Source organism: Brenneria goodwinii, from assembly GCF_002291445.1.
Taxonomy (GTDB): domain Bacteria; phylum Pseudomonadota; class Gammaproteobacteria; order Enterobacterales; family Enterobacteriaceae; genus Brenneria; species Brenneria goodwinii.
Window position 1 is genome coordinate 3,526,155 of record NZ_CP014137.1, and the last position, 19,159, is coordinate 3,545,313.

Annotated in this window: 16 protein-coding genes and 1 tRNA gene; 4 read left to right on the plus strand and 13 right to left on the minus strand. The window is 53.9% G+C overall.

Annotated features, from left to right (window positions below; translation table 11 throughout):
• Positions 1-24: 24 nt before the first annotated feature.
• Both ACN28R_RS15645 and ACN28R_RS15650 read right to left on the minus strand, forming a co-directional pair.
• Positions 25-1,965 carry a phytase gene (locus ACN28R_RS15645; RefSeq protein ID WP_095834891.1) on the minus strand — a complete coding sequence of 647 codons (1,941 nt, stop codon included), beginning with the start codon at positions 1,963-1,965 and terminating at the stop codon, positions 25-27.
• Positions 1,966-1,978: 13 nt separating this feature from the next.
• Complete coding sequence (locus tag ACN28R_RS15650; RefSeq protein ID WP_220701752.1) at positions 1,979-4,492, minus strand: TonB-dependent receptor; 2,514 nt, start codon at positions 4,490-4,492, stop codon at positions 1,979-1,981.
• Positions 4,493-4,839: 347 nt separating this feature from the next.
• On the opposite strand from ACN28R_RS15650, the gene ACN28R_RS15655 reads away from it, so the two are divergent.
• Together ACN28R_RS15655 and ACN28R_RS15660 are read left to right on the plus strand one after the other, a co-directional pair.
• Entirely contained in the window at positions 4,840-5,766 is a 927-nt protein-coding gene (locus ACN28R_RS15655) for a GGDEF domain-containing protein (protein ID WP_095834892.1), read from the plus strand.
• Positions 5,763-6,800 (plus strand): AraC family transcriptional regulator ligand-binding domain-containing protein, encoded by a 1,038-nt coding sequence (locus tag ACN28R_RS15660; protein ID WP_095834893.1) that lies wholly within the window; start codon positions 5,763-5,765, stop codon positions 6,798-6,800. Before ACN28R_RS15655 ends, ACN28R_RS15660 begins: the two co-directional genes overlap by 4 nt.
• 172 nt (positions 6,801-6,972) lie before the next feature.
• On the opposite strand, the gene ACN28R_RS15665 is transcribed toward ACN28R_RS15660, so the two are convergent.
• The 6 genes from ACN28R_RS15665 to rlmE all read right to left on the minus strand — a co-directional run bounded on the left by ACN28R_RS15665 (position 6,973) and on the right by rlmE (position 12,705).
• Positions 6,973-7,059: transfer RNA gene (locus ACN28R_RS15665), tRNA-Leu, on the minus strand.
• A gap of 63 nt (positions 7,060-7,122) precedes the next feature.
• Entirely contained in the window at positions 7,123-7,458 is a 336-nt protein-coding gene (gene secG, locus ACN28R_RS15670; RefSeq protein ID WP_095834894.1) for a preprotein translocase subunit SecG, read from the minus strand.
• Positions 7,459-7,788: 330 nt separating this feature from the next.
• Complete coding sequence (gene glmM / locus ACN28R_RS15675; RefSeq protein WP_048636281.1) at positions 7,789-9,123, minus strand: phosphoglucosamine mutase; 1,335 nt, start codon at positions 9,121-9,123, stop codon at positions 7,789-7,791.
• 8 nt (positions 9,124-9,131) lie between these two features.
• A complete protein-coding gene (gene folP / locus ACN28R_RS15680) occupies positions 9,132-9,965 on the minus strand; it encodes a dihydropteroate synthase (RefSeq protein ID WP_048636282.1) in 834 nt (277 codons plus the stop codon).
• 119 nt (positions 9,966-10,084) lie between these two features.
• Positions 10,085-12,028 (minus strand): ATP-dependent zinc metalloprotease FtsH, encoded by a 1,944-nt coding sequence (gene ftsH / locus ACN28R_RS15685; RefSeq protein ID WP_048636283.1) that lies wholly within the window; start codon positions 12,026-12,028, stop codon positions 10,085-10,087.
• A 47-nt stretch (positions 12,029-12,075) separates the two neighbouring features.
• Positions 12,076-12,705, minus strand: coding sequence for a 23S rRNA (uridine(2552)-2'-O)-methyltransferase RlmE (gene rlmE, locus ACN28R_RS15690; RefSeq protein ID WP_048636284.1), 630 nt, complete (start codon positions 12,703-12,705; stop codon positions 12,076-12,078).
• A gap of 247 nt (positions 12,706-12,952) precedes the next feature.
• Here rlmE and yhbY point away from each other — a divergent pair, with 247 nt between their 5' ends.
• Positions 12,953-13,246, plus strand: a complete 294-nt coding sequence (gene yhbY, locus ACN28R_RS15695) for a ribosome assembly RNA-binding protein YhbY (RefSeq protein ID WP_048636285.1) — start codon at positions 12,953-12,955, stop codon at positions 13,244-13,246.
• 128 nt (positions 13,247-13,374) lie between these two features.
• Here yhbY and greA read toward each other — a convergent pair whose 3' ends face one another.
• Positions 13,375-13,851, minus strand: a complete 477-nt coding sequence (gene greA / locus ACN28R_RS15700; RefSeq protein ID WP_048636286.1) for a transcription elongation factor GreA — start codon at positions 13,849-13,851, stop codon at positions 13,375-13,377.
• A 269-nt stretch (positions 13,852-14,120) separates the two neighbouring features.
• Here greA and dacB point away from each other — a divergent pair, with 269 nt between their 5' ends.
• On the plus strand, positions 14,121-15,554 hold the full coding sequence (gene dacB, locus ACN28R_RS15705; RefSeq protein WP_095834896.1) for a serine-type D-Ala-D-Ala carboxypeptidase: 1,434 nt from the start codon (positions 14,121-14,123) through the stop codon (positions 15,552-15,554).
• A 177-nt stretch (positions 15,555-15,731) separates the two neighbouring features.
• Here the strand turns inward: dacB and cgtA are convergent, their stop codons facing one another.
• The 4 genes from cgtA to rplU all read right to left on the minus strand — a co-directional run bounded on the left by cgtA (position 15,732) and on the right by rplU (position 19,011).
• A complete protein-coding gene (cgtA, locus tag ACN28R_RS15710; protein WP_048636288.1) occupies positions 15,732-16,904 on the minus strand; it encodes an Obg family GTPase CgtA in 1,173 nt (390 codons plus the stop codon).
• A 470-nt stretch (positions 16,905-17,374) separates the two neighbouring features.
• A complete protein-coding gene (locus tag ACN28R_RS15715; protein WP_048636289.1) occupies positions 17,375-18,334 on the minus strand; it encodes a DMT family transporter in 960 nt (319 codons plus the stop codon).
• 88 nt (positions 18,335-18,422) lie between these two features.
• Positions 18,423-18,680, minus strand: a complete 258-nt coding sequence (gene rpmA / locus ACN28R_RS15720) for a 50S ribosomal protein L27 (protein WP_048636290.1) — start codon at positions 18,678-18,680, stop codon at positions 18,423-18,425.
• A gap of 19 nt (positions 18,681-18,699) precedes the next feature.
• Positions 18,700-19,011: a 50S ribosomal protein L21 gene (gene rplU, locus ACN28R_RS15725; RefSeq protein WP_048636291.1), complete on the minus strand. Its 312-nt coding sequence runs from the start codon at positions 19,009-19,011 to the stop codon at positions 18,700-18,702.
• Positions 19,012-19,159 lie beyond the last annotated feature (148 nt).

Genomic DNA, 19,159 nt, shown 5'->3' on the forward strand with positions numbered 1-19,159 from the left:
GCAGACGGACGGGGTGAATTAACATCAGTCGTCCAGATGCAATGCTTCAGCAATCGCCGACCAAGGCAGATATTTATAGTTTTGCGCCTGTTCCGGCATACGGTTGCGGCCATCCTGCACCACCAGCATGCCCTGCCGCCATGGGCCGCCCAGATTGGCGGCGGTGACATCCAGACCGTCGGTTTCAGAGGCGCCGTCAATGCCCGCCTCGGCGTTCAGCCCGATACGGAACGCGCCGCGCAGGGCGTAAGGAGGCCGCGCGTCAAGCACCAGATAACTGCTGTTGCCCTGGCTCGATATCACCAGGTAGCTATGCTGACGGCCCTGATACAGCGCCATCCCCTCAATGTCGGGCTGTAGCGCGTCGCCCGCGGCGATAACCTGCCGCAACTGGGCGGGTTCGGTCGGACGGGCATCCAACGCGTGAACGGCGACATCTTCCTCGCCAATGAACAGATGCTGCTGGCGGTCATCCGCCACGCAGCCTTCCGGCTGGCTCGGCAGGCTGAATTCGCGCACCACGTCGCCGCGTACGCCGCCGTTATCGCCCTGCAAACGGTACTGCAGAAAACGGCCGCCCTTATCGTTGACGATGGCGTAGATCGCGCCCTGCCGATCCTTAAACATGCATAATCCGTAAATCTCCGGCAGCGGCGTGGCGATCTCTCCCAGTTCGGCGACCTCCCCGCTTTCGGGCGAAATAGAGAACAGATGCAGCGAGTTGTTATCCCGATTGCTGGCGACGGCCAGATCGATGGTTTTGTCGCCAAGCGCCAAGCCTTTGCGGAGATCCACATTGTTCAAACGTCCGACCGGCAGATCCTGCAACTTACGCCCCTGCAGGTCATACACCAGCAGCCCGCGCTGTTTATCCGTCGCCAGAATGCGGCTGGCGGCGCCGTCATCCGGGTTAACCCAAATAGCCGGATCGTCGGCGGCGTCACCCAGACTGCTCACCGGCTCGGTTTCAAGCCCGGCGGGCAATACCGGCATTATCGGCAGCGGCGCGGCGACCGGCGGCGTCCAGTCCAGGCTGCCCTGATGCAGCCCCTGTTTGTCGGCGACAACCATCTCGACCCCCGGCCCCTGCGCACGAACCGTCAGCGTCTGGGGTTTCTTCAACCCCGGCAGCGGCAGCGCGGGATCGGCCTGCCAGCCATCCTCGACGTAACGATAGCGATGCAGGCGCAGGTTTTTCGGATCCAGCGCCATGACGGCATCCGGTAAAACAGCCATACCCGCCGTCTCACTGCCGATCGAACCGAACGGCTGGCGCAGATCGACCGGCCGACGCAGCAGCGGCGCTTCGGCCTGTGCGTCATAGGCCCATAAGCCGACCGATTCTTCGTTGACATACAGTAGCGCCCGGCGGTCATCCACCTGGCAGTACTCGCTTTTCGGCGGCATACTCAGGTCGCGGACTTTGCGCGGCGTGGTCAGCGGGCGGGTTCCCTGCGCCACCAGCCACTGTTCGCCCATGCCTTTATCACCAATCAAAAACATAAAGCTGTTGTCCGCCTCATCGCGGAACAGACAGCTGCCCTCAACCTTAAACGGCGGCGCAGGCAGCCGGCGAACGCTTTCCCACTGGCGTTTGGCCGCGTCCAACCGCACCAGCATCGGTTGCTGATGCGACTTATCTATGGCCGCCACCAACATCCCCGCGCTATCGGTACGCAGATCGAGCGATTCATAGCTGCCGGGAAGGCCGATCAGCGTCGCGCCGTGACGATCCTGTAGCAGCAGCCCTTGCTTACCGCTCAGCATCAACCTGTCCGCGCCCGGCCAGAAACGATTGTCCGTCAGCAGACGAACCTCGTCATTGTTGACGCTGCCCGCGATCGCGGTAAGCCGAGGCGCCTCTGCCGTCAGCGCGGCGGCCTGACTATCGTTGCCGATGTTCAGTACCGTACTCATCACAACTAAAGCGAGCGCCGCAGGCCTTGGCGAAAATCTGAAAAACATGCGCTAAATTCCTTTAGAAATTGGTGTACGTCACACCCAGTTTGAAAGTCGGGCCATATTGTTCGTACTGCGAGTTGAAGCCGTGGCTGCCGGTGTAGACGTAGTAGCGTTCATTGGTCAGGTTTTGCGCTTCGAACGAGAACTGCAGCTGTTTGGTCAGGAAGTAACGCACGCTGAGATCGACAAACACCTGGTCGTCGACATAGCTGTCGTGCGAACGGTCATTGACGGCGGCCACGCTGCTGAGATAGTCGGATTTATAGTTGGCCGACAAGCGCACGCTCACATCATCGTTTTCCCAGCCGACCATCAGGTTGCCCACCGTGTCGGACTGATTCGGCAGCGGGATCTTGCGCGACATGCCGCTGCCCTCAATGTTGGCGCTGGAGTGGCTCAAGGTCAGGTTGGCGCCGGCCAGCAGGCCGTTCCACGGCGACGGCAGCCAGTCGAATTTTTGTGAATAAGCGAATTCCGCGCCGTACAGCCGCGCTTTCCCGCCGTTAGCCCAGGTTTTGGCCTGGCTGAAATCAGCCCACGCGCCGCTGCCCGCCAGATCGGTTTCATAGGCAAAGTTGCGGATGTCTTTATAGAACAGATAACCGGAGAGCGTCCCGGCGCGTTCCATGTAGTGTTCAATACCCAGATCGAAGTTCTTCGATTTCAACGGAGCGAGCTCCGGATTGCCGAACTCCGCTTCATCGCCGTCGATGGTATAACCGGGAGCCAGTTGGTCGAACGCCGGGCGCACCACCGAGTTAGTCCATGCGGCGCGGATCTGCGTGTTGTTATCCAGGCGATAGCGGGCGTGCAAACCCGGCAGCCAGTCATGGTAGCTGGATTGGTGGCTGGAGGACTGATACTCGCCGTCGCGCAGTCCGGTGCCATCGGCCTTGAAGCGGGTGCCCTCATAGCGCATCCCGGCGATAAAGCGCCAGTTGTCCACATCCATGGTATTCATCAGGTAAGCGGCGTCGATATCCTCACTCATCCGATAGTCGTCGATCGTCGATCCTTCCCGATCGTAAAAACCGTCTTTGCCCAGCGCGTTAATCAGGTTGTTGACGCGGCCGGTATCGATCGCCGGACCGTCCTGACCAAACGCATAACCGGCGTTACCGGCGTAAAACTGGCTCAGACTGAGCTGTTCGTCGGACAGGCCGTAATCGCCGAGTTTTTTATATTTCCACAGTTCCTGGTCGTTCTTTTTATCGCGTCGGCTGAGTTTGCCGCCGAATTTGACCTGGTTGTCGGTATCAAGCCAGCTGTAGTCGCGCGCCAGATCGAGGCGAATATTTTTCTCGCTGTCGCTGGTTTTCTGCGTCTCCCACTTCATGGAGTCCAACTGGTAATTACCGGCATCGGAATAGCCGCCGCCGATCTGACTGGACGGCTTAACCGTGTTGGAAAAACCGCTGTCCGCGAACGAATCCAGGCTGGAGAAGGTGGCATAGGTGCTGCCAGGCAAGGTTTCGCTGGAACGGCTATAAGCCACCTGACCGTTCAGCGTCCATGGACCAAGCAAGTGTTCTCCGCCCAGCACGACGCTCTTGACATCCTGAGTCTCTTCCCGGTTTTTCAGCCCGCGCTCAACGTCGGCATCGCCGCGCATCCCTTCGGCCAGCGGCTCGCTGAATTCGACCGCCGACGACTGGCGGTTTTCCTTATCATTGAATCGGCTGTACAGCGTGCGCAGGTAGTAATTGGAGAGATCGTCCGGTTTATAGTCGAAGTTGAGGCCAAACCCGGTTCGTTCGCGCTCAATTTCATAACGCCGCTGTTCAAAACCGTTCAGGCGCGCGCCGTCGCTGAAGTCCCAGTCGCCACCGCTTTCCACGTTATCCGAGGCGAAACGGCGCTTTTGCCAGCTTAGCGCCGCCGCTACGCCAAAGTTATTTTCACCGCCGCCGACGCTGAAAATATTGCTGAAGGCGCCGGAAAATTTCGGGCTGCTCTTGTTGCTGTTGCTATCGTAGCTGCCTTCCGCGCCCAGGGTGTAAAACAGACCGTCGTGATCGAACGCCGACAGGCTGTTGACTTCAATGGTGCCGCCCAGGGAGTTCGCATCCATATCCGGCGTCAGCGTTTTGACTACCGACAGCGACTGCACCAGTTCGGACGGCAGGACATCCAACGCCACCGCCCGTCGGCCGCTCTCCGGCGACGGCATCGATGTGCCGTTGATCTGTACGCTGTTCAGGTCCGGCCCCAGCCCGCGCACGCTAACGTAGCGGCCCTCGCCCTGATCGCGTTCGACGGAAACGCCCGGCAGGCGCTGCAACGCTTCCGCCGCGTTGTCGTCCGGCAACTGCGCCACGCCGTCGGCATGGACGACGCTACTGATGCTGTCGGAAGTTCGCTGCTCATTCAGCGCCTGAGTCATACTGGCGGCTTGGCCGATAACGGTCACGTGTTCCGTGGCATCTTCCGCCAGAGATAACGTTGGCGCCACAAGACTCGCGATGGCGATCGCCAGAGTGCTAAGCCTGAGTTTTGCAGCAGAGATGGTATTTTTTCGCTGTGGTTTCACGCGCTTTCCCCCCAGAGTAACGACTGTTTACCGTCGGTTGACGGCTTATTGGGGAGTGGATGCTAGAAATCACAGGTGTCAGTTATATGACACGCAAACACGATCGGGGTCCTTTCACCGCCAAATCGTGACGATAGCCGCCGGTTTTGAGCTTAAATGACTGCCTCCAGCTAGCCTGTGCCGCCGCAATACGGAGAAACAGCCCCGCCGACCGGCGGCAACGGTCGTCATGGCGTTAAAAAATACGCATTTGGGGTGAGCTGAATTGACCCCCCGCCTGTCATGATGGCGTCATCTGCGCCTGTATGCTTAGGTCATCTTCCTTGATTCCATTAAGAGCCTCGTTCATGTATCGCTTTTTCAGACAATACGGCGGCAAACTCCTGCTGCTGGCCTTTCTCGCCAATCTCGGCCTGCTGGCGGAGCTGATTATCGGCGTGGTAAAGCCCTGGGCGGAGATCGATTGGATGGACGTGCTGGCCGAAGGCGGATCGGCGCTGCTGGCGCTGAGCTGGCTGATTATGCTATTGGTCAGCCGCCCCGCCGGTCGCGTAACCACGCTGCTGGCGCTGGGGTTGGCCTGTATCTTTTTTTCCTGGTGGATGGACTGCCTGGATGAATTTATCAAGCTGCCGCACGAAGGGAACATCGGGAAATGGCTGGAAAATGTGCCGATGCCAATCGGGCTTATGCTGATTACGCTGGGGATCTACCACTGGCATCAGGAACAACTGGCGATTAGCGCACAGTTAAACAAGCGCGAACGTCTATTCCGCGAACACCTGCTATTCGACAAACTCACCCCGCTGGGCGGTGCCGACTACCTGCGTAAACAGCTATCGCTGTCGCTCAGGCAGGCCGCCGCCGAGCAGCAACCGCTGTCGCTGATCGTCATCGATCTGAATGACTTCGACGCGATTAACCGGCGCTTCGGCACGGCTGAGGGCGATTATGTGCTACAGGCGCTGTGTCAGCTTTTGCTGCTCAATCTGCGCCGGCAGGATCTGCTGTGCCGGCTGGCGGGCGATCGTTTTGTCGCTCTGCTGCCCAATACCGGCGAACAGCAGGCGAACGGCATTGCACAGGATCTGTATGCGGCGATCGCTCACCTGGCGCATCACACGCAGCAACATGGCGAACGCGTCAGACTACAGGCCAGCGTCGCCGCCGTGATGGCGCTTGACGAAGATCGGGACACGCTGCTTCAGCGACTAAATCAGGCGCTGAGTCAGGTGAAAGCCATGCCTGCCGCTCAGAGCAGGGTAGCGGGATGACAGCGCACGACGGCTGGTACGAGTGCGACGATCGTTTCATCGTCGGCCACCACCAGCCGGGTATTTTGATCGACCTGGCGCTATCGCGGGATATCGATGGCCACCGCCTGCTACGCGGCACCGGCGTCTTCCTGGAAGATATTGCCGCCGGAGCGGTGCATTTCAGCCAGCAACAGTTCGGTCAATTGATTGACAACAGCATACGCCTGCTGAATGCCGACGATACCAGTTTCCTGTTCGGCCAGCGTTCGCTGCCCGGCTGTTACGGCAACTTCAGCCATGTGCTGCAACAGGCGGACAATCTTCATCAGGCGCTGGACGATTTCATCCGCTTTTGCAGCCTGTTCAGCCCGCTGCTGGCGCCGCGTATGTATTTGGACGATCGCTACCTCTGCCTGTACTGGCCGCAAAGCGATACGGATGGCGGGCGTCAACGCTTCCTGCTGGAAGCCAGCATGACCTCCATTGCCTCGCTTGGCCGCTGGCTCTGCCCGCAACAGCCCCTGCCCTGGCGCTTCCTGTTTAACTATCGCCAGCCGCGCTATATCGAACAGTACTGGGTGCACCTGGGCGATGGACTGAGTTTCGATCAACCCCTCAATATGATGCTGCTGCCGGCCGAATACGTCTGGATGACGTCGCCCCATGCCAACAGCACCGTCTGCGCCGTCGTTCGCCAGCAGTGCCTGCAACAGTTGGAAACGCAGGGATTTCACCGCAGCTTTATCGATTATTTTTACGACCATCTGCGCGATAATTTGCGCGACCCCTTGAACCTCGAACGCGTTGCCGCGTCGCTGAACATGAGTCCCGCCACGCTGAAACGCAAACTGCGCAAACACGACAGCAGCTTTCAGGAACAGTGGGATCGGGTACGCAAACACACCGCCCTGTTTCTCTACTGGTTTCAGGGATTAACTAACGAAGAGGTCGCACAGTACCTGCATATCAGCGATATCAACAACTTTCGCCGTTCCTTCCGCCGATGGACCGGCATCGCGCCCAGCGTCCTTTCACCGCTTCCCGCCTGCTAGGGCGGTGAAGGTTGAGCATACTTTTTTCAGACAGAATATCTCTTACCAACGTATCCCTATAAACCATGTTGGAGACGGTCGGGTTGAATAGGTTAAAACCAAGGGAAAGTCAGTAAATCCGTGGGGTTGAGATAAAAAAATAGACGTCCATCGACGTCTATTGATTCTGTATTGGTACCGAGGACGGGACTTGAACCCGTAAGCCCAATCGGGCACTACCACCTCAAGGTAGCGTGTCTACCAATTCCACCACCTCGGCATCACAATTACTGCTGTGCAACAACAATGACAGGCACTGTTGTTAAATCACTTGTTACAACGATTACTGCGGAATATCGCTTGCTGGCGCTGAAGGTGCGGCAGGCGCAGTCGTCTGCTCTGCTTTTTCAGATTGGCTCAGGTTATCCCATTCTCCACCCGTCTTGCTATGCTGCGAGCTCATGTTGCCCAGCACCAGACTGATAATGAAGAACAAAGTCGCCAACGCCGCAGTCATGCGAGTCATGAAATTTCCGGAGCCGCTCGAACCGAACAAAGTGGCAGAAGCACCTGCTCCGAACGAGGCTCCCATATCAGCGCCTTTACCTTGCTGCAGCATAATCAAGGCAACTAGCCCGATTGCTACCAACAGGAAAATGACCAAAAGAGCTTCGTACATAGTTGTACCTGTAACCGTTTTCCCCATCATTTATGGAGATTTTAAATTCTTGCGGTAGAGAATGAGAACCGCGTCTAATTCGCCAAAGCGGATGATAACCTTCATCCCCTATTAAGCGGGTCTGAATACTAACCAAAGGCTGCTGCGTACGCAAGGGTAATTTAGCCGCCGTTTGCTGATTGAAGAAAAAAGCATCGGCTTTCGCGACACAAACCTCACGGCATACTTTATCTACTTGATTGCTAAGGTAGCCAATCCAATCAGTAATCATTAAAAACATGACATTGCCAGAATAACGGTTGTTCCGTTTTCTGGCTAATGCCGCCTGATTTACACCGCTTTTACCGCATCGGCGATCCGATTGGCCAACGCAACGACCGTTGCTTCATCTTCGCCTTCGACCATAACGCGAATCAGCGGCTCCGTGCCTGATTTTCTGAGCAATACCCGACCCCGGCCGGTCAACTCTTTCTCAACATCCTGTGTGACTTGCTGAACCGTCTTGTCCTCAAGCGGATCCCCCTCTCCCGAGAAACGGACATTCACCAGAATTTGGGGAAACAGCTTCATACCGCTACACAGGTCATGCAGGCTCATGTGGTTTCTGACCATCGCAGTAAGCACTTGCAAACCAGCGATGACTCCATCACCCGTCGTCGTTTTATCCAGAAGAATGACATGACCAGAGTTTTCGGCGCCGATACGCCAGCCTTTGGCCTGCATCATTTCCAGTACATAGCGATCGCCGACTTTGGCTCGGGCAAACGGAATGCCCAGCTGTTTTAATGCCAGCTCCAATCCCATATTACTCATCAGGGTTCCCACCGCGCCGCCGCGCAGCTGCCCCTGGCGCAAACCTTCGCGCGCGATGATATACAGGATCTGATCGCCATCGACTTTGTTACCCAGGTGGTCAACCATAATCAAGCGGTCGCCATCGCCGTCAAATGCCAGCCCCACATCAGCTTTTTCCGCCACGACACGCGCCTGTAGCTGCCTGACATCCGTTGCGCCGCATTCTTCATTGATGTTCATGCCATCTGGCTCGCAGCCAATGGAAATAACCGTGGCTCCCAGTTCGCGCAATACGCTGGGGGCGATGTGATACGTAGCGCCATTCGCACAATCAACCACGATTTTCAGGCCGTTCAGATTCAGCTCGCCGGGGAATGTTCCCTTGCAGAATTCGATATAACGTCCGGCGGCGTCAACGATGCGATTTGCCTTACCCAGCTCCGCCGATTCAACGCAGGTCAGCGGTTTCTCTAATTCAGCTTCTATCGCTTCTTCCACTTCATCAGGCAGCTTAGTGCCGTCAATAGAGAAAAATTTAATGCCGTTGTCATAGTAAGGGTTGTGAGAGGCGGAAATGACAATACCGGCTTCCGCTCTGAAAGTCCGCGTCAGATAAGCCACCGCCGGCGTCGGCATCGGGCCGGTAAAAGAGGCGGATAAGCCAGCCGCGGCCAGCCCGGCTTCCAACGCAGACTCCAGCATATAACCGGAAATCCGGGTGTCTTTACCGATAATAATCTTACGAGAACCATGTCGGGACAGTACTTTCCCTGCGGCCCAGCCCAGCTTCAACACAAAGTCGGGGGTAATGGGACTATCGCCCACTTTGCCCCGAACGCCGTCAGTCCCAAAATATTTACGGTTACTCATGATAATTTTTATTCCTTTGCTGAAAGAGTCGCCTCAACAATGCGCATAGCATCTACCGTTTCTTTTACGTCATGAACACGAATAATTTGCGCACCCTGCATCGCCGCAATCACCGCGCACGCCACACTGCCCTGCACCCGTTTTATCGGCGGAACCTTGAGTAATTGCCCAATCATGGATTTTCTGGACATCCCAACCAGCAGAGGCAATCCGAAACGGTGTAATTCACCCAAGCGAGCCAGGAGCTGGTAATTATGAGCCAGATTTTTACCGAATCCGAATCCGGGATCCAGCAATAGCTTACTTTTCGGGATATTGCCGTTCACGCAGCGATCAATCTGCTGTTGTAAAAAATCCCCGATTTCGCTCATCAGATCATCATAGTGGGGATTATTCTGCATTGTTTTTGGTAATCCCTGCATATGCATCAGGCAAACCGGCAAACCTGTGGCGGCCGCGGCCTCTAAAGCCCCCGGCTCCTGCAGTGAACGAATGTCGTTAATCAAGTGAGCGCCCGCTTGCGCCGCGGCCGTAATCACCTCCGGCTTTGACGTATCGACGGAAATCCATGTATCAAAACGCTGAACCAACGCTTCAACGACAGGAATCACGCGATCCAGTTCTTCCTGCGTGCTGACTTCATCCGCCCCTGGACGAGTTGACTCGCCGCCAATATCAATCAGCGTCGCGCCGGCGGTAATCATCTCCTGAGCATGAAACAGCGCCGTATCCAGCGTATTGTGTTTGCCGCCATCGGAGAATGAATCGGGAGTGACGTTAAGAATACCCATAACGTTGGGTCGAGAAAGATCCAGGGTTGATCCTCTGGCGATCAATTGCATGATTTTCCCTCAAATCGTTGGCTTAAAATTTATCCGACAGGCAGCTTAGTAAAAAACCCCGGACAAGTCCGGGGTTTTTAGCAGCAACCGTGTCTGGTGCAATAAGCACACGGGTTAAATTATTTCTCGCCTAACTGCCCGGATATGGTGTTGCCCGGATTAGGTGTATGGGGTTCATCAACCGGCGTTGGCGCCTTAGGTGAACCGCCGCTACCAGAATTACTATCCGATTTCTGATCTTCCCAACCGGCAGGCGGACGAACATCTTTACGTGCCATCAGGTCGTCAATCTGCGGGGCATCAATGGTTTCATACTTCATCAATGCATCTTTCATTGAATGAAGGATATCCATATTCGCCATCAGTAACTCACGAGCACGCTGGTAGTTACGCTCAATCAGGGACTTAACTTCCTGGTCGATGATTCTGGCCGTTTCATCAGACATGTGCTTGGCTTTAGCAACGGAACGGCCCAGGAATACCTCGCCGTCTTCTTCCGCGTACAGCAACGGACCGAGTTTTTCAGAGAAGCCCCACTGCGTCACCATGTTGCGGGCAATAGACGTCGCGACCTTGATGTCGTTTGACGCGCCGGTGGAGACTTTCTCCACGCCATAGATGATTTCTTCGGCCAAACGGCCGCCGTACAGGGTAGAAATCTGGCTCTCCAGCTTCTGACGGCTGGCGCTGATTGCATCCCCTTCCGGCAGGAAGAACGTCACGCCCAACGCGCGACCACGCGGAATGATCGTCACTTTATGCACCGGGTCGTGTTCCGGCACCAGACGGCCAATAATCGCATGACCGGCTTCATGATAAGCGGTGGACTCTTTCTGCTGTTCCGTCATCACCATGGAGCGGCGTTCCGCCCCCATCATGATCTTGTCTTTGGCTTTCTCAAACTCGACCATGGACACCACCCGCTTATTACCGCGGGCGGCGAACAGCGCAGCTTCGTTGACCAGGTTAGCCAGATCGGCGCCGGAGAATCCGGGCGTGCCGCGGGCAATAACGGACGCATCAATATCCGGGGCTAAAGGCACGCGGCGCATATGCACTTTCAGAATCTGCTCACGGCCGCGGACATCCGGCAAGCCGACCACTACCTGACGGTCAAAACGACCTGGACGCAGCAGCGCCGGGTCAAGCACATCAGGACGGTTGGTCGCAGCGATGACGATGATGCCTTCGTTGCCTTCAAACCCATCCATTTCGACCAGCATCTGGTTCAGCGTCTGTTCACGTTCATCGTGACCGCCGCCCAGACCGGCGCCACGTTGGCGGCCTACCGCATCAATTTCATCGATAAAGATGATACAAGGCGCGGCTTTTTTTGCCTGCTCAAACATGTCGCGCACACGGGATGCGCCCACGCCGACGAACATTTCAACAAAGTCTGAACCGGAGATGGTAAAGAAAGGCACTTTCGCTTCACCGGCAATCGCTTTTGCCAGCAGGGTCTTACCTGTCCCCGGCGGCCCCACCATCAGAATGCCTTTCGGTATTTTGCCGCCCAATTTCTGGAAACGGCTTGGTTCACGCAGATATTCAACCAGTTCACTGACTTCTTCTTTTGCTTCGTCACAGCCAGCGACATCGGCAAAAGTCGTTTTGATCTGATCTTCAGTCAGCATACGAGCCTTGCTCTTGCCAAAGGACATGGCGCCTTTACCGCCGCCGCCTTGCATTTGACGCATGAAGAAGATCCAGACACCGATCAGCAACAGCATCGGGAACCAGGAAATAAAGATCGAAGCCAGTAAACTCGGCTCTTCCGGCGGCTCACCAACGACTTTCACATTCTTCGTTAGCAGGTTATCCAGTAGCTTGGGGTCGTTGACAGGAATATAAGTCGTGTATCTGTTGCTATCTTTTTTGATAACATTGATCTCACGCCCGTTAATACGCGCTTCGCGGACCTGATCCTGATTCACTTCAGTTAAAAAGGTTGAATAATCCACCCTACGGCCATTCGACTCGCTGGGCCCAAAGCTCTGAAAGACAGACATCAGCACGACTGCGATGACTAGCCAGAGAATCAGGTTTTTCGCCATGTCACTCAAGGGATTAACCTCATATTACAACTGTGTTAAAAAACAGCGTTAGGGTACTACAGTTTGCGCCCTGTCGCTACGATATACACTTCACGAGATCTGGCACGCGAAGCGTCTGGTTTACGAATTTTAACCTTCGTAAACAGGGAGCGAATTTCCCGCAGGTATTCATCAAAACCTTCTCCCTGAAACACTTTTACCAGGAAACTTCCGCCTGGCGCTAAAACATCCCGACACATACCAAGTGCTAATTCAACCAGATACATCGCTTTCGGAATATCAACTGCCGGTGTACCACTCATGTTCGGGGCCATGTCGGACATCACCACCTGAACTTTGCTCTCCCCGACTCTTTCAAGCAGAGCTTTAAGGACTAATTCATCACGAAAATCCCCTTGAAGGAAATCGACACCAACAATAGGATCCATCGGCAGAATATCACATGCAATGATGCGCCCCTTACCGCCGATCTGCGTCACGACATACTGTGACCAACCGCCAGGCGCCGCACCTAAATCCACAACCGTCATTCCGGGTTTAAACAGTTTGTCGCTCTGTTGTATTTCATCAAGTTTAAACCAAGCTCGTGAGCGGAGCCCCTTTTTCTGCGCCTGTTGCACATATTTATCGCTAAAATGTTCCTGCAACCAGCGACTGGAACTTGCAGAACGCTTTTTAGTGGCCATCTATTTTCCAACTATTCTCAGTAAGGCGCTATGCCCTTTATCTTTCAAGCCGCATCTGCATTGGCTGGTCAAATTCGTTCCCGACGAATGTGTCATGCGGCCGCCGCCTTGATGCAACTCGAAATCTGTTGGGCGTATTGGTAAGTAGAAACACTTCACAGCCCCCTATCCGTATAACCAATTTGGTTATAATCATGAGATGGCGGTAGAATGAGCCGTTTTCAATCCCAACCTAAGCAAAAAGACAATGAATCTAAGTAATAAACAAAAACAACACCTGAAAGGTCTGGCACATCCGTTAAAACCGGTTGTCATGCTGGGCAATAACGGCCTCACCGAAGGTGTTCTGGCTGAGATCGAACAAGCATTAGAACATCACGAACTGATCAAGGTTAAAGTCGCGGCTGAAGAGCGGGAAACCAAAACGTTGATCATTGAAGCTATCGTTCGCGAAACCGGGGCCAGCAACGTTCAGGTTATCGGTCACACGCTGGTACTCTATCGTCCTGCGAAAGAGCGTAAAATAGTGTTACCACGATAACATTTTTTATTTCAGGATACTCAGTTTTAACGGAAAGGTGCCACGCTTGTCTGTTAGAGAAAAGGCCGCAAGCGGCCTTTTTCTTTTCTTTACAAACTTTGTTGTTTTTATCACCAAGGCAATGAAATTTACAGGTATTCAACACTGACGATTTCGTATTCGACATCGCCACCCGGCGTGCGGATCACGACGATATCGTCCTGTTCTTTACCAATAAGACCGCGGGCGATAGGCGAGTTCACAGAAATCAGGTTCTGTTTAAAATCGGCTTCGTCATCGCCAACGATGCGATAAGTCTGTTTTTCTTCGGTATCCAGGTTAATTACCGTTACGGTCGAACCAAAAATAACGCGCCCGGCGGCCGACATTTTCGTCACGTCGATAACTTGCGCATTGGACAGTTTGGCTTCGATATCCCGGATACGGCCTTCACAAAAACCCTGTTGCTCACGCGCGGCATGGTATTCCGCATTTTCTTTCAAGTCGCCATGCTCGCGAGCTTCAGCAATCGCGGCAATGATTTCAGGCCGGCGAACACTCTTTAAAAAATCCAGCTCTTCGCGTAATTTTTCGGCACCACGTAACGTCATCGGAAATTGTTTCATAATTGTCTATACCTCTAGAAAATCCGTACGCCTCAAATAATCGTCATCCTGACACGTTAAAAATCAAATACGACGGAGTATCTACTTACATGCCAGTGCTTTCTGGCAATTAAACAAAAGTAACCAGCCCCGGAAGAAAATTTCCAGGCCGGAAGCGGTTTTGCATTTTGATACGTATTTTAACTCAGAGTTCCATAGGGATCATCGTTTACTTTAGACCTTATTGCGCCGTAGTATGACCGCACGTTACCCCGTTGTTAGCTGAGATTATGCGTTTTTCATCGATCATTCCCGGACTCGCCTGCGCTTTTGTTCTGCATGCGAATGCAGCAACTGTCGAAGATCATATCCAGTATCTGCCCGACGGCGCCAATCTGGCCCTGATAGTACAAAAGATTGGCGCGACGACCCCTACGCTGGCCTTTAACAGTCAACAAATGGCGCTTCCCGCCAGTACCCAAAAGGTGTTAACCGCGCTGGCCGCACTCTTACAGTTAGGTCCAGATTATCGTTTTGTCACCACGATGGAAAGTCATGGTCCGCTCACTAACGGCCAATTACGCGGTAATCTGATCGTTCGTTTCAGCGGCGACCCCACGTTGAAGCGCCAGCAGATACGCAACATGGTACAGGAGTTGAAAAAACGCGGGATGCGGGAAATCGAGGGCGACGTCATGATCGATACCTCCGTCTTTGCCAGCCACGATAAAGCCCCCGGCTGGCCCTGGAACGATATGACGCAGTGCTTCAGCGCGCCGCCCGCGGCGGCCATCGTCGATCGCAACTGTTTCTCCGTTTCGCTCTATAGCGCCCCTAAAGCGGGCGACAACGCGTTCATCCGCGTGGCGTCTTATTACCCCGTGCAAATGTTCAGCGAGGTTCGCACGCTGGCCAAGGGTTCCCCTGACGCGCAATACTGTGAATTGGATGTGGTTCCCGGGGAACTGAACCGATTTACGCTCACAGGCTGTCTGACGCAGCGAGAAGAGCCGCTCCCGCTGGCCTTCGCTATTCAGGATGGCGCCAGCTATGCCGGCGCGATTGTCAAAGATGAACTGCTGCAGGCGGATATCAGAATAAAAGGCAGTTTACGCCGTCAAACGCTGCCAGGCCCCGCCGGCAGCGTACTGGCGCAAACCCAGTCGTCGCCATTACACGACCTGCTGACCGTTATGCTGAAAAAATCCGACAACATGATTGCCGATACCGTTTTTCGCACCATCGGTCATGAACGATTCAATGTTCCCGGTACATGGCGTGCCGGCGCTGACGCGGTTCGTCAGGTTTTACGTCAAAAAGCCGGGGTTGATTTGGGTAACAGCATCCTGGTTGACGGTTCGGGGTTGTCGCGTCATAACCTGATCTCACCGGCCACCATGATGCAAGCGTTGCAGTATATCGCTCAGCATGATAACGAGCTGAATTATATTGAGATGCTGCCGCTTGCCGGCTATGACGGCACACTGCGATATCGCGGCGGCCTACACGAAGCGGGCGTGGATGGCAAAGTCTCGGCGAAAACCGGTGCGTTGCAAGGCGTTTATAATCTGGCGGGATTCATCACTACGGCCAGCGGGCAGCGAATGGCCTTTGTCCAATATCTTTCCGGCTATGCGGTGCCGCCGGAAGATCAGCGCTCGCGCCGCGTCCCTTTGGTGCGCTTTGAAAGTCGCTTGTACAAAGATATCTATCAGAATAACTAAATGATACGGCGCATGATTCCGCGCGGTATCACAAGGATCTGAGAAGGGGAGAAAACGAGAAAAATCGGGAATTTATCGCCAAAGATCCAATAAATTCCCGATATAACAGAAAGGAGTCGACAGCATGATCAGATGGAAAATCTATCGTTTTCCATCAAAACCATACCTGGCGCATCATCAGTGCTGATAAATGGTTTCGACGCCCTCTTCGTCTTCGTCGTCCCAATCATCATCCCAGTCATCCTCGGCTTCGCTTTCCGCTTTCGCCAACTCTTCACGATGATAGTCGTCCCACATGAACTCGACTTTTTCCGGCGAACTTTCCTCAATAGCCATGGCTTTAGGTTGTACCTTCAGGAAGTTCATCACATCCCAGCACAACGCATTAACCCCTTCGCGATTAGCCGCTGAAATCAGGTAATATTTCTCTTCCCAACCTAATGCCGCCGCAATCGCTTTAGCCCGTTTTTCCGCTTCGGCTTTATCAAGCAAATCGACTTTATTGAATACCAGCCAACGTGGTTTTTCAGACAGCGCCGCGCTGTACTGCTGTAATTCATTCACAATCACTTTGGCGTTTTCTACCGGATCGGACTCATCGATCGGCGCCAGATCAACAAGATGCAGCAATACGCGACAACGTTCCAAATGCTTCAGGAAGCGAATGCCCAGGCCCGCACCGTCAGAGGCGCCTTCAATCAGCCCCGGAATATCGGCAACGACAAAGCTCTGCTCGCTGTCCATACGAACAACGCCGAGGCTTGGAACCAACGTAGTAAAGGGATAGTCAGCCACTTTAGGCTTGGCCGCCGAAACCGCTCGGATGAATGTCGATTTACCGGCGTTGGGCAGCCCCAGCATCCCGACGTCCGCCAGCAGCAGCAGTTCCAACATCAACTCACGCTCTTCGCCCGGCGTACCGTCCGTTTTCTGGCGCGGCGCGCGGTTGACGGAAGACTTGAACCGGGAGTTGCCCAGCCCGTGCCAGCCGCCCTTGGCAACCATTAGGATCTGCTGATGACGGGTCATATCACCCAGCACTTCGCCGGTTCCTTTATCCAGCACCCGGGTACCGACAGGGACCTTGATCGTAATGTCTTTGCCGCGTTTGCCCGTACAGTCGCGGCTCTGGCCGTTTTGCCCGCGTTCAGCCCGAAATGACTTCTCAAAACGGTAGTCAATCAGCGTATTCAGGTTTTCATCGGCCAGCAAATAGACATCGCCGCCATCGCCGCCATCGCCGCCGTCAGGGCCGCCGTTTGGAATATATTTTTCACGGCGGAAGCTAACGCAGCCATTACCGCCATCACCCGCCACAACCAGAATTGTGGCCTCATCTACAAACTTCATTTATTCTCTCCGCAAAAAACCAATAGAAAACATCTACTTGTTTTAGGCTATTCATTGGTTCTTTTTGGCGTAACTTTTTGATTTTAAGGTAGATAAGTATTACTACCATCAACCATTAAAAACGGACGCACCAGAACCTATTTCCGGCAAAGGGGCGGATTGTACCCGCTTCCTTCAACATTTTCATCTGTATTAAAAATAAACAGCACAGACGCTAAATCATTCGGAGAGACAAAAGGTCTCTCATTACTCCCGATGAACTTACTCAGGTAAGTGATTCGGGTAACTGACAAATCCGCCGGGAGCAGATTTGAACGCTGCTGGCAATGGCCCCATCGGGGCGAGTAAAAAAGCCAACGCGCATGCAACTTGAAGTATGACGAGTATAGAGGGAATATCAAAACGGCACTACCACATTACCTCTACAGGCCGGTATCGCTCTGTTTTCATCTCTCGTTCGGCTGTCCGCCCTATTTGGGCGCCACGATGGAAACGGGCTCTTTTTTCCCTGGGAAAAAACGATGCCCAACCGCAGAGAACATCGCCCCCGCCACAACCACCAGAGCGCCGATGTACCCTAGCAGGTTAAGCGCTGTAATCTCAAAATACGCAGGCCAAAGCAGCGCCAATACATCGGAGAAAAGCAGCGAAAATAACGGCGTGAGCGTAATAACCGCACTCACCTGAGCTGACTGCCAACGCGCCATGGCTTCCGCCAGCGCCCCATAGCCAATCAGCGTATTCGCCCCGCAAAACAGCAGACAGGCGAACTGCAGGCTATTGAGCCGCAGAATCACCTCCGGGTGGGCGAACGGCGTAATCAGCAGGACGCAAAGCACATAAAGCAGGAACAGAATCTGCTGTGACGTCAAACGACGCAGCAATACCTTCTGCGCAACGCCATACGTTACCCACACGGCAGCGGCGCAAACGCCCAACAGCACGCCCAGCGTGTAATCGGTAAGTCGGGTGAAAATTTCAATCAGGCTGGCGTTAAAGAATAAAATCAGTCCGCAAACCAACGTCACCGCGCCAATGACCTGCGTGATCCGCATCTTTTCTTTCAAGATGAGTACGCTGGCGAACATCATGCCGACGGGGGAAAGTTGACCAATAACCTGAGAAGCGGTAGGGCTGAGATATTGCAAAGATGAGCTGAAAAAAACAAAATTCCCCAGCAGTCCACAGGTTGCCAGCACTAATACAATCAACCAGCGACGGCGCCGGAAAATCCGCATCGGAGGCAATTGTTTGCGTGAGAACAACACAAGCCCCAGACCGATCGACGCAATGAAAAACCGATACCAAACAATCGTATAAGGTTCCATCACGGCCAGAACCTGTTTCATGGCGATCGGTAAAGCGCCCCAGCATATTGCCGTAGTCAGCGCCAGACAAAGACCGATACCAGTCTGCTGTTTAGTGTTCATGTTTGTCTCAGGTGATCGCTCGGGTTCAGAATGTAAAAAGCCCCGCAACGAATTGCGGGGCTTAAATCTGTAGACCTAACGCGAGAAATTATTCAGCAACGATACTGATATATTTACGGTTTTTAGGGCCTTTTATTTCGAACTGAACCTTACCGTCAGACAAAGCGAACAGAGTATGGTCCTTACCGCAGCCTACGTTGCTGCCAGCGTGGAATTTAGTTCCGCGCTGACGAACGATGATGCTGCCCGCCAATACTGCTTCGCCGCCGAAACGTTTTACGCCCAGGCGTTTGCTTTCTGAGTCACGACCGTTACGAGTCGAACCGCCAGCTTTCTTGTGTGCCATTTATCCGCTCTCCTAAATCTTAAGCGCTGATGCCGGTGATTTTCACGTCAGTGAACCACTGACGATGGCCTGCTTGCTTACGGTAGTGTTTACGACGACGAAACTTAACAATCTTAACTTTCTCGCCGCGACCGTGAGCAACAACTTCAGCTTTAATTTTACCGCCATCGACGAAAGGAACGCCGATTTTGATCTCTTCACCATTGGCAATCATCAGAACCTGATCAAACTCAATAGCTTCACCAGTTGCGATGTCCAGCTTTTCCAAGCGAACGGTTTGACCTTCGCTTACTCGGTGTTGTTTACCACCACTTTGGAAAACTGCGTACATAAAAAACTCCGCTTTCCGCGCACTCAACGTATGATTATCCAGAGCGCACTATAAATATTCATAATAGGGCGCGAATTCTACGCAAAAAAGCAGACGATGACAAGTGCAGAATCAACGGATATGCAGAAAAAGAATACAACATATTAAC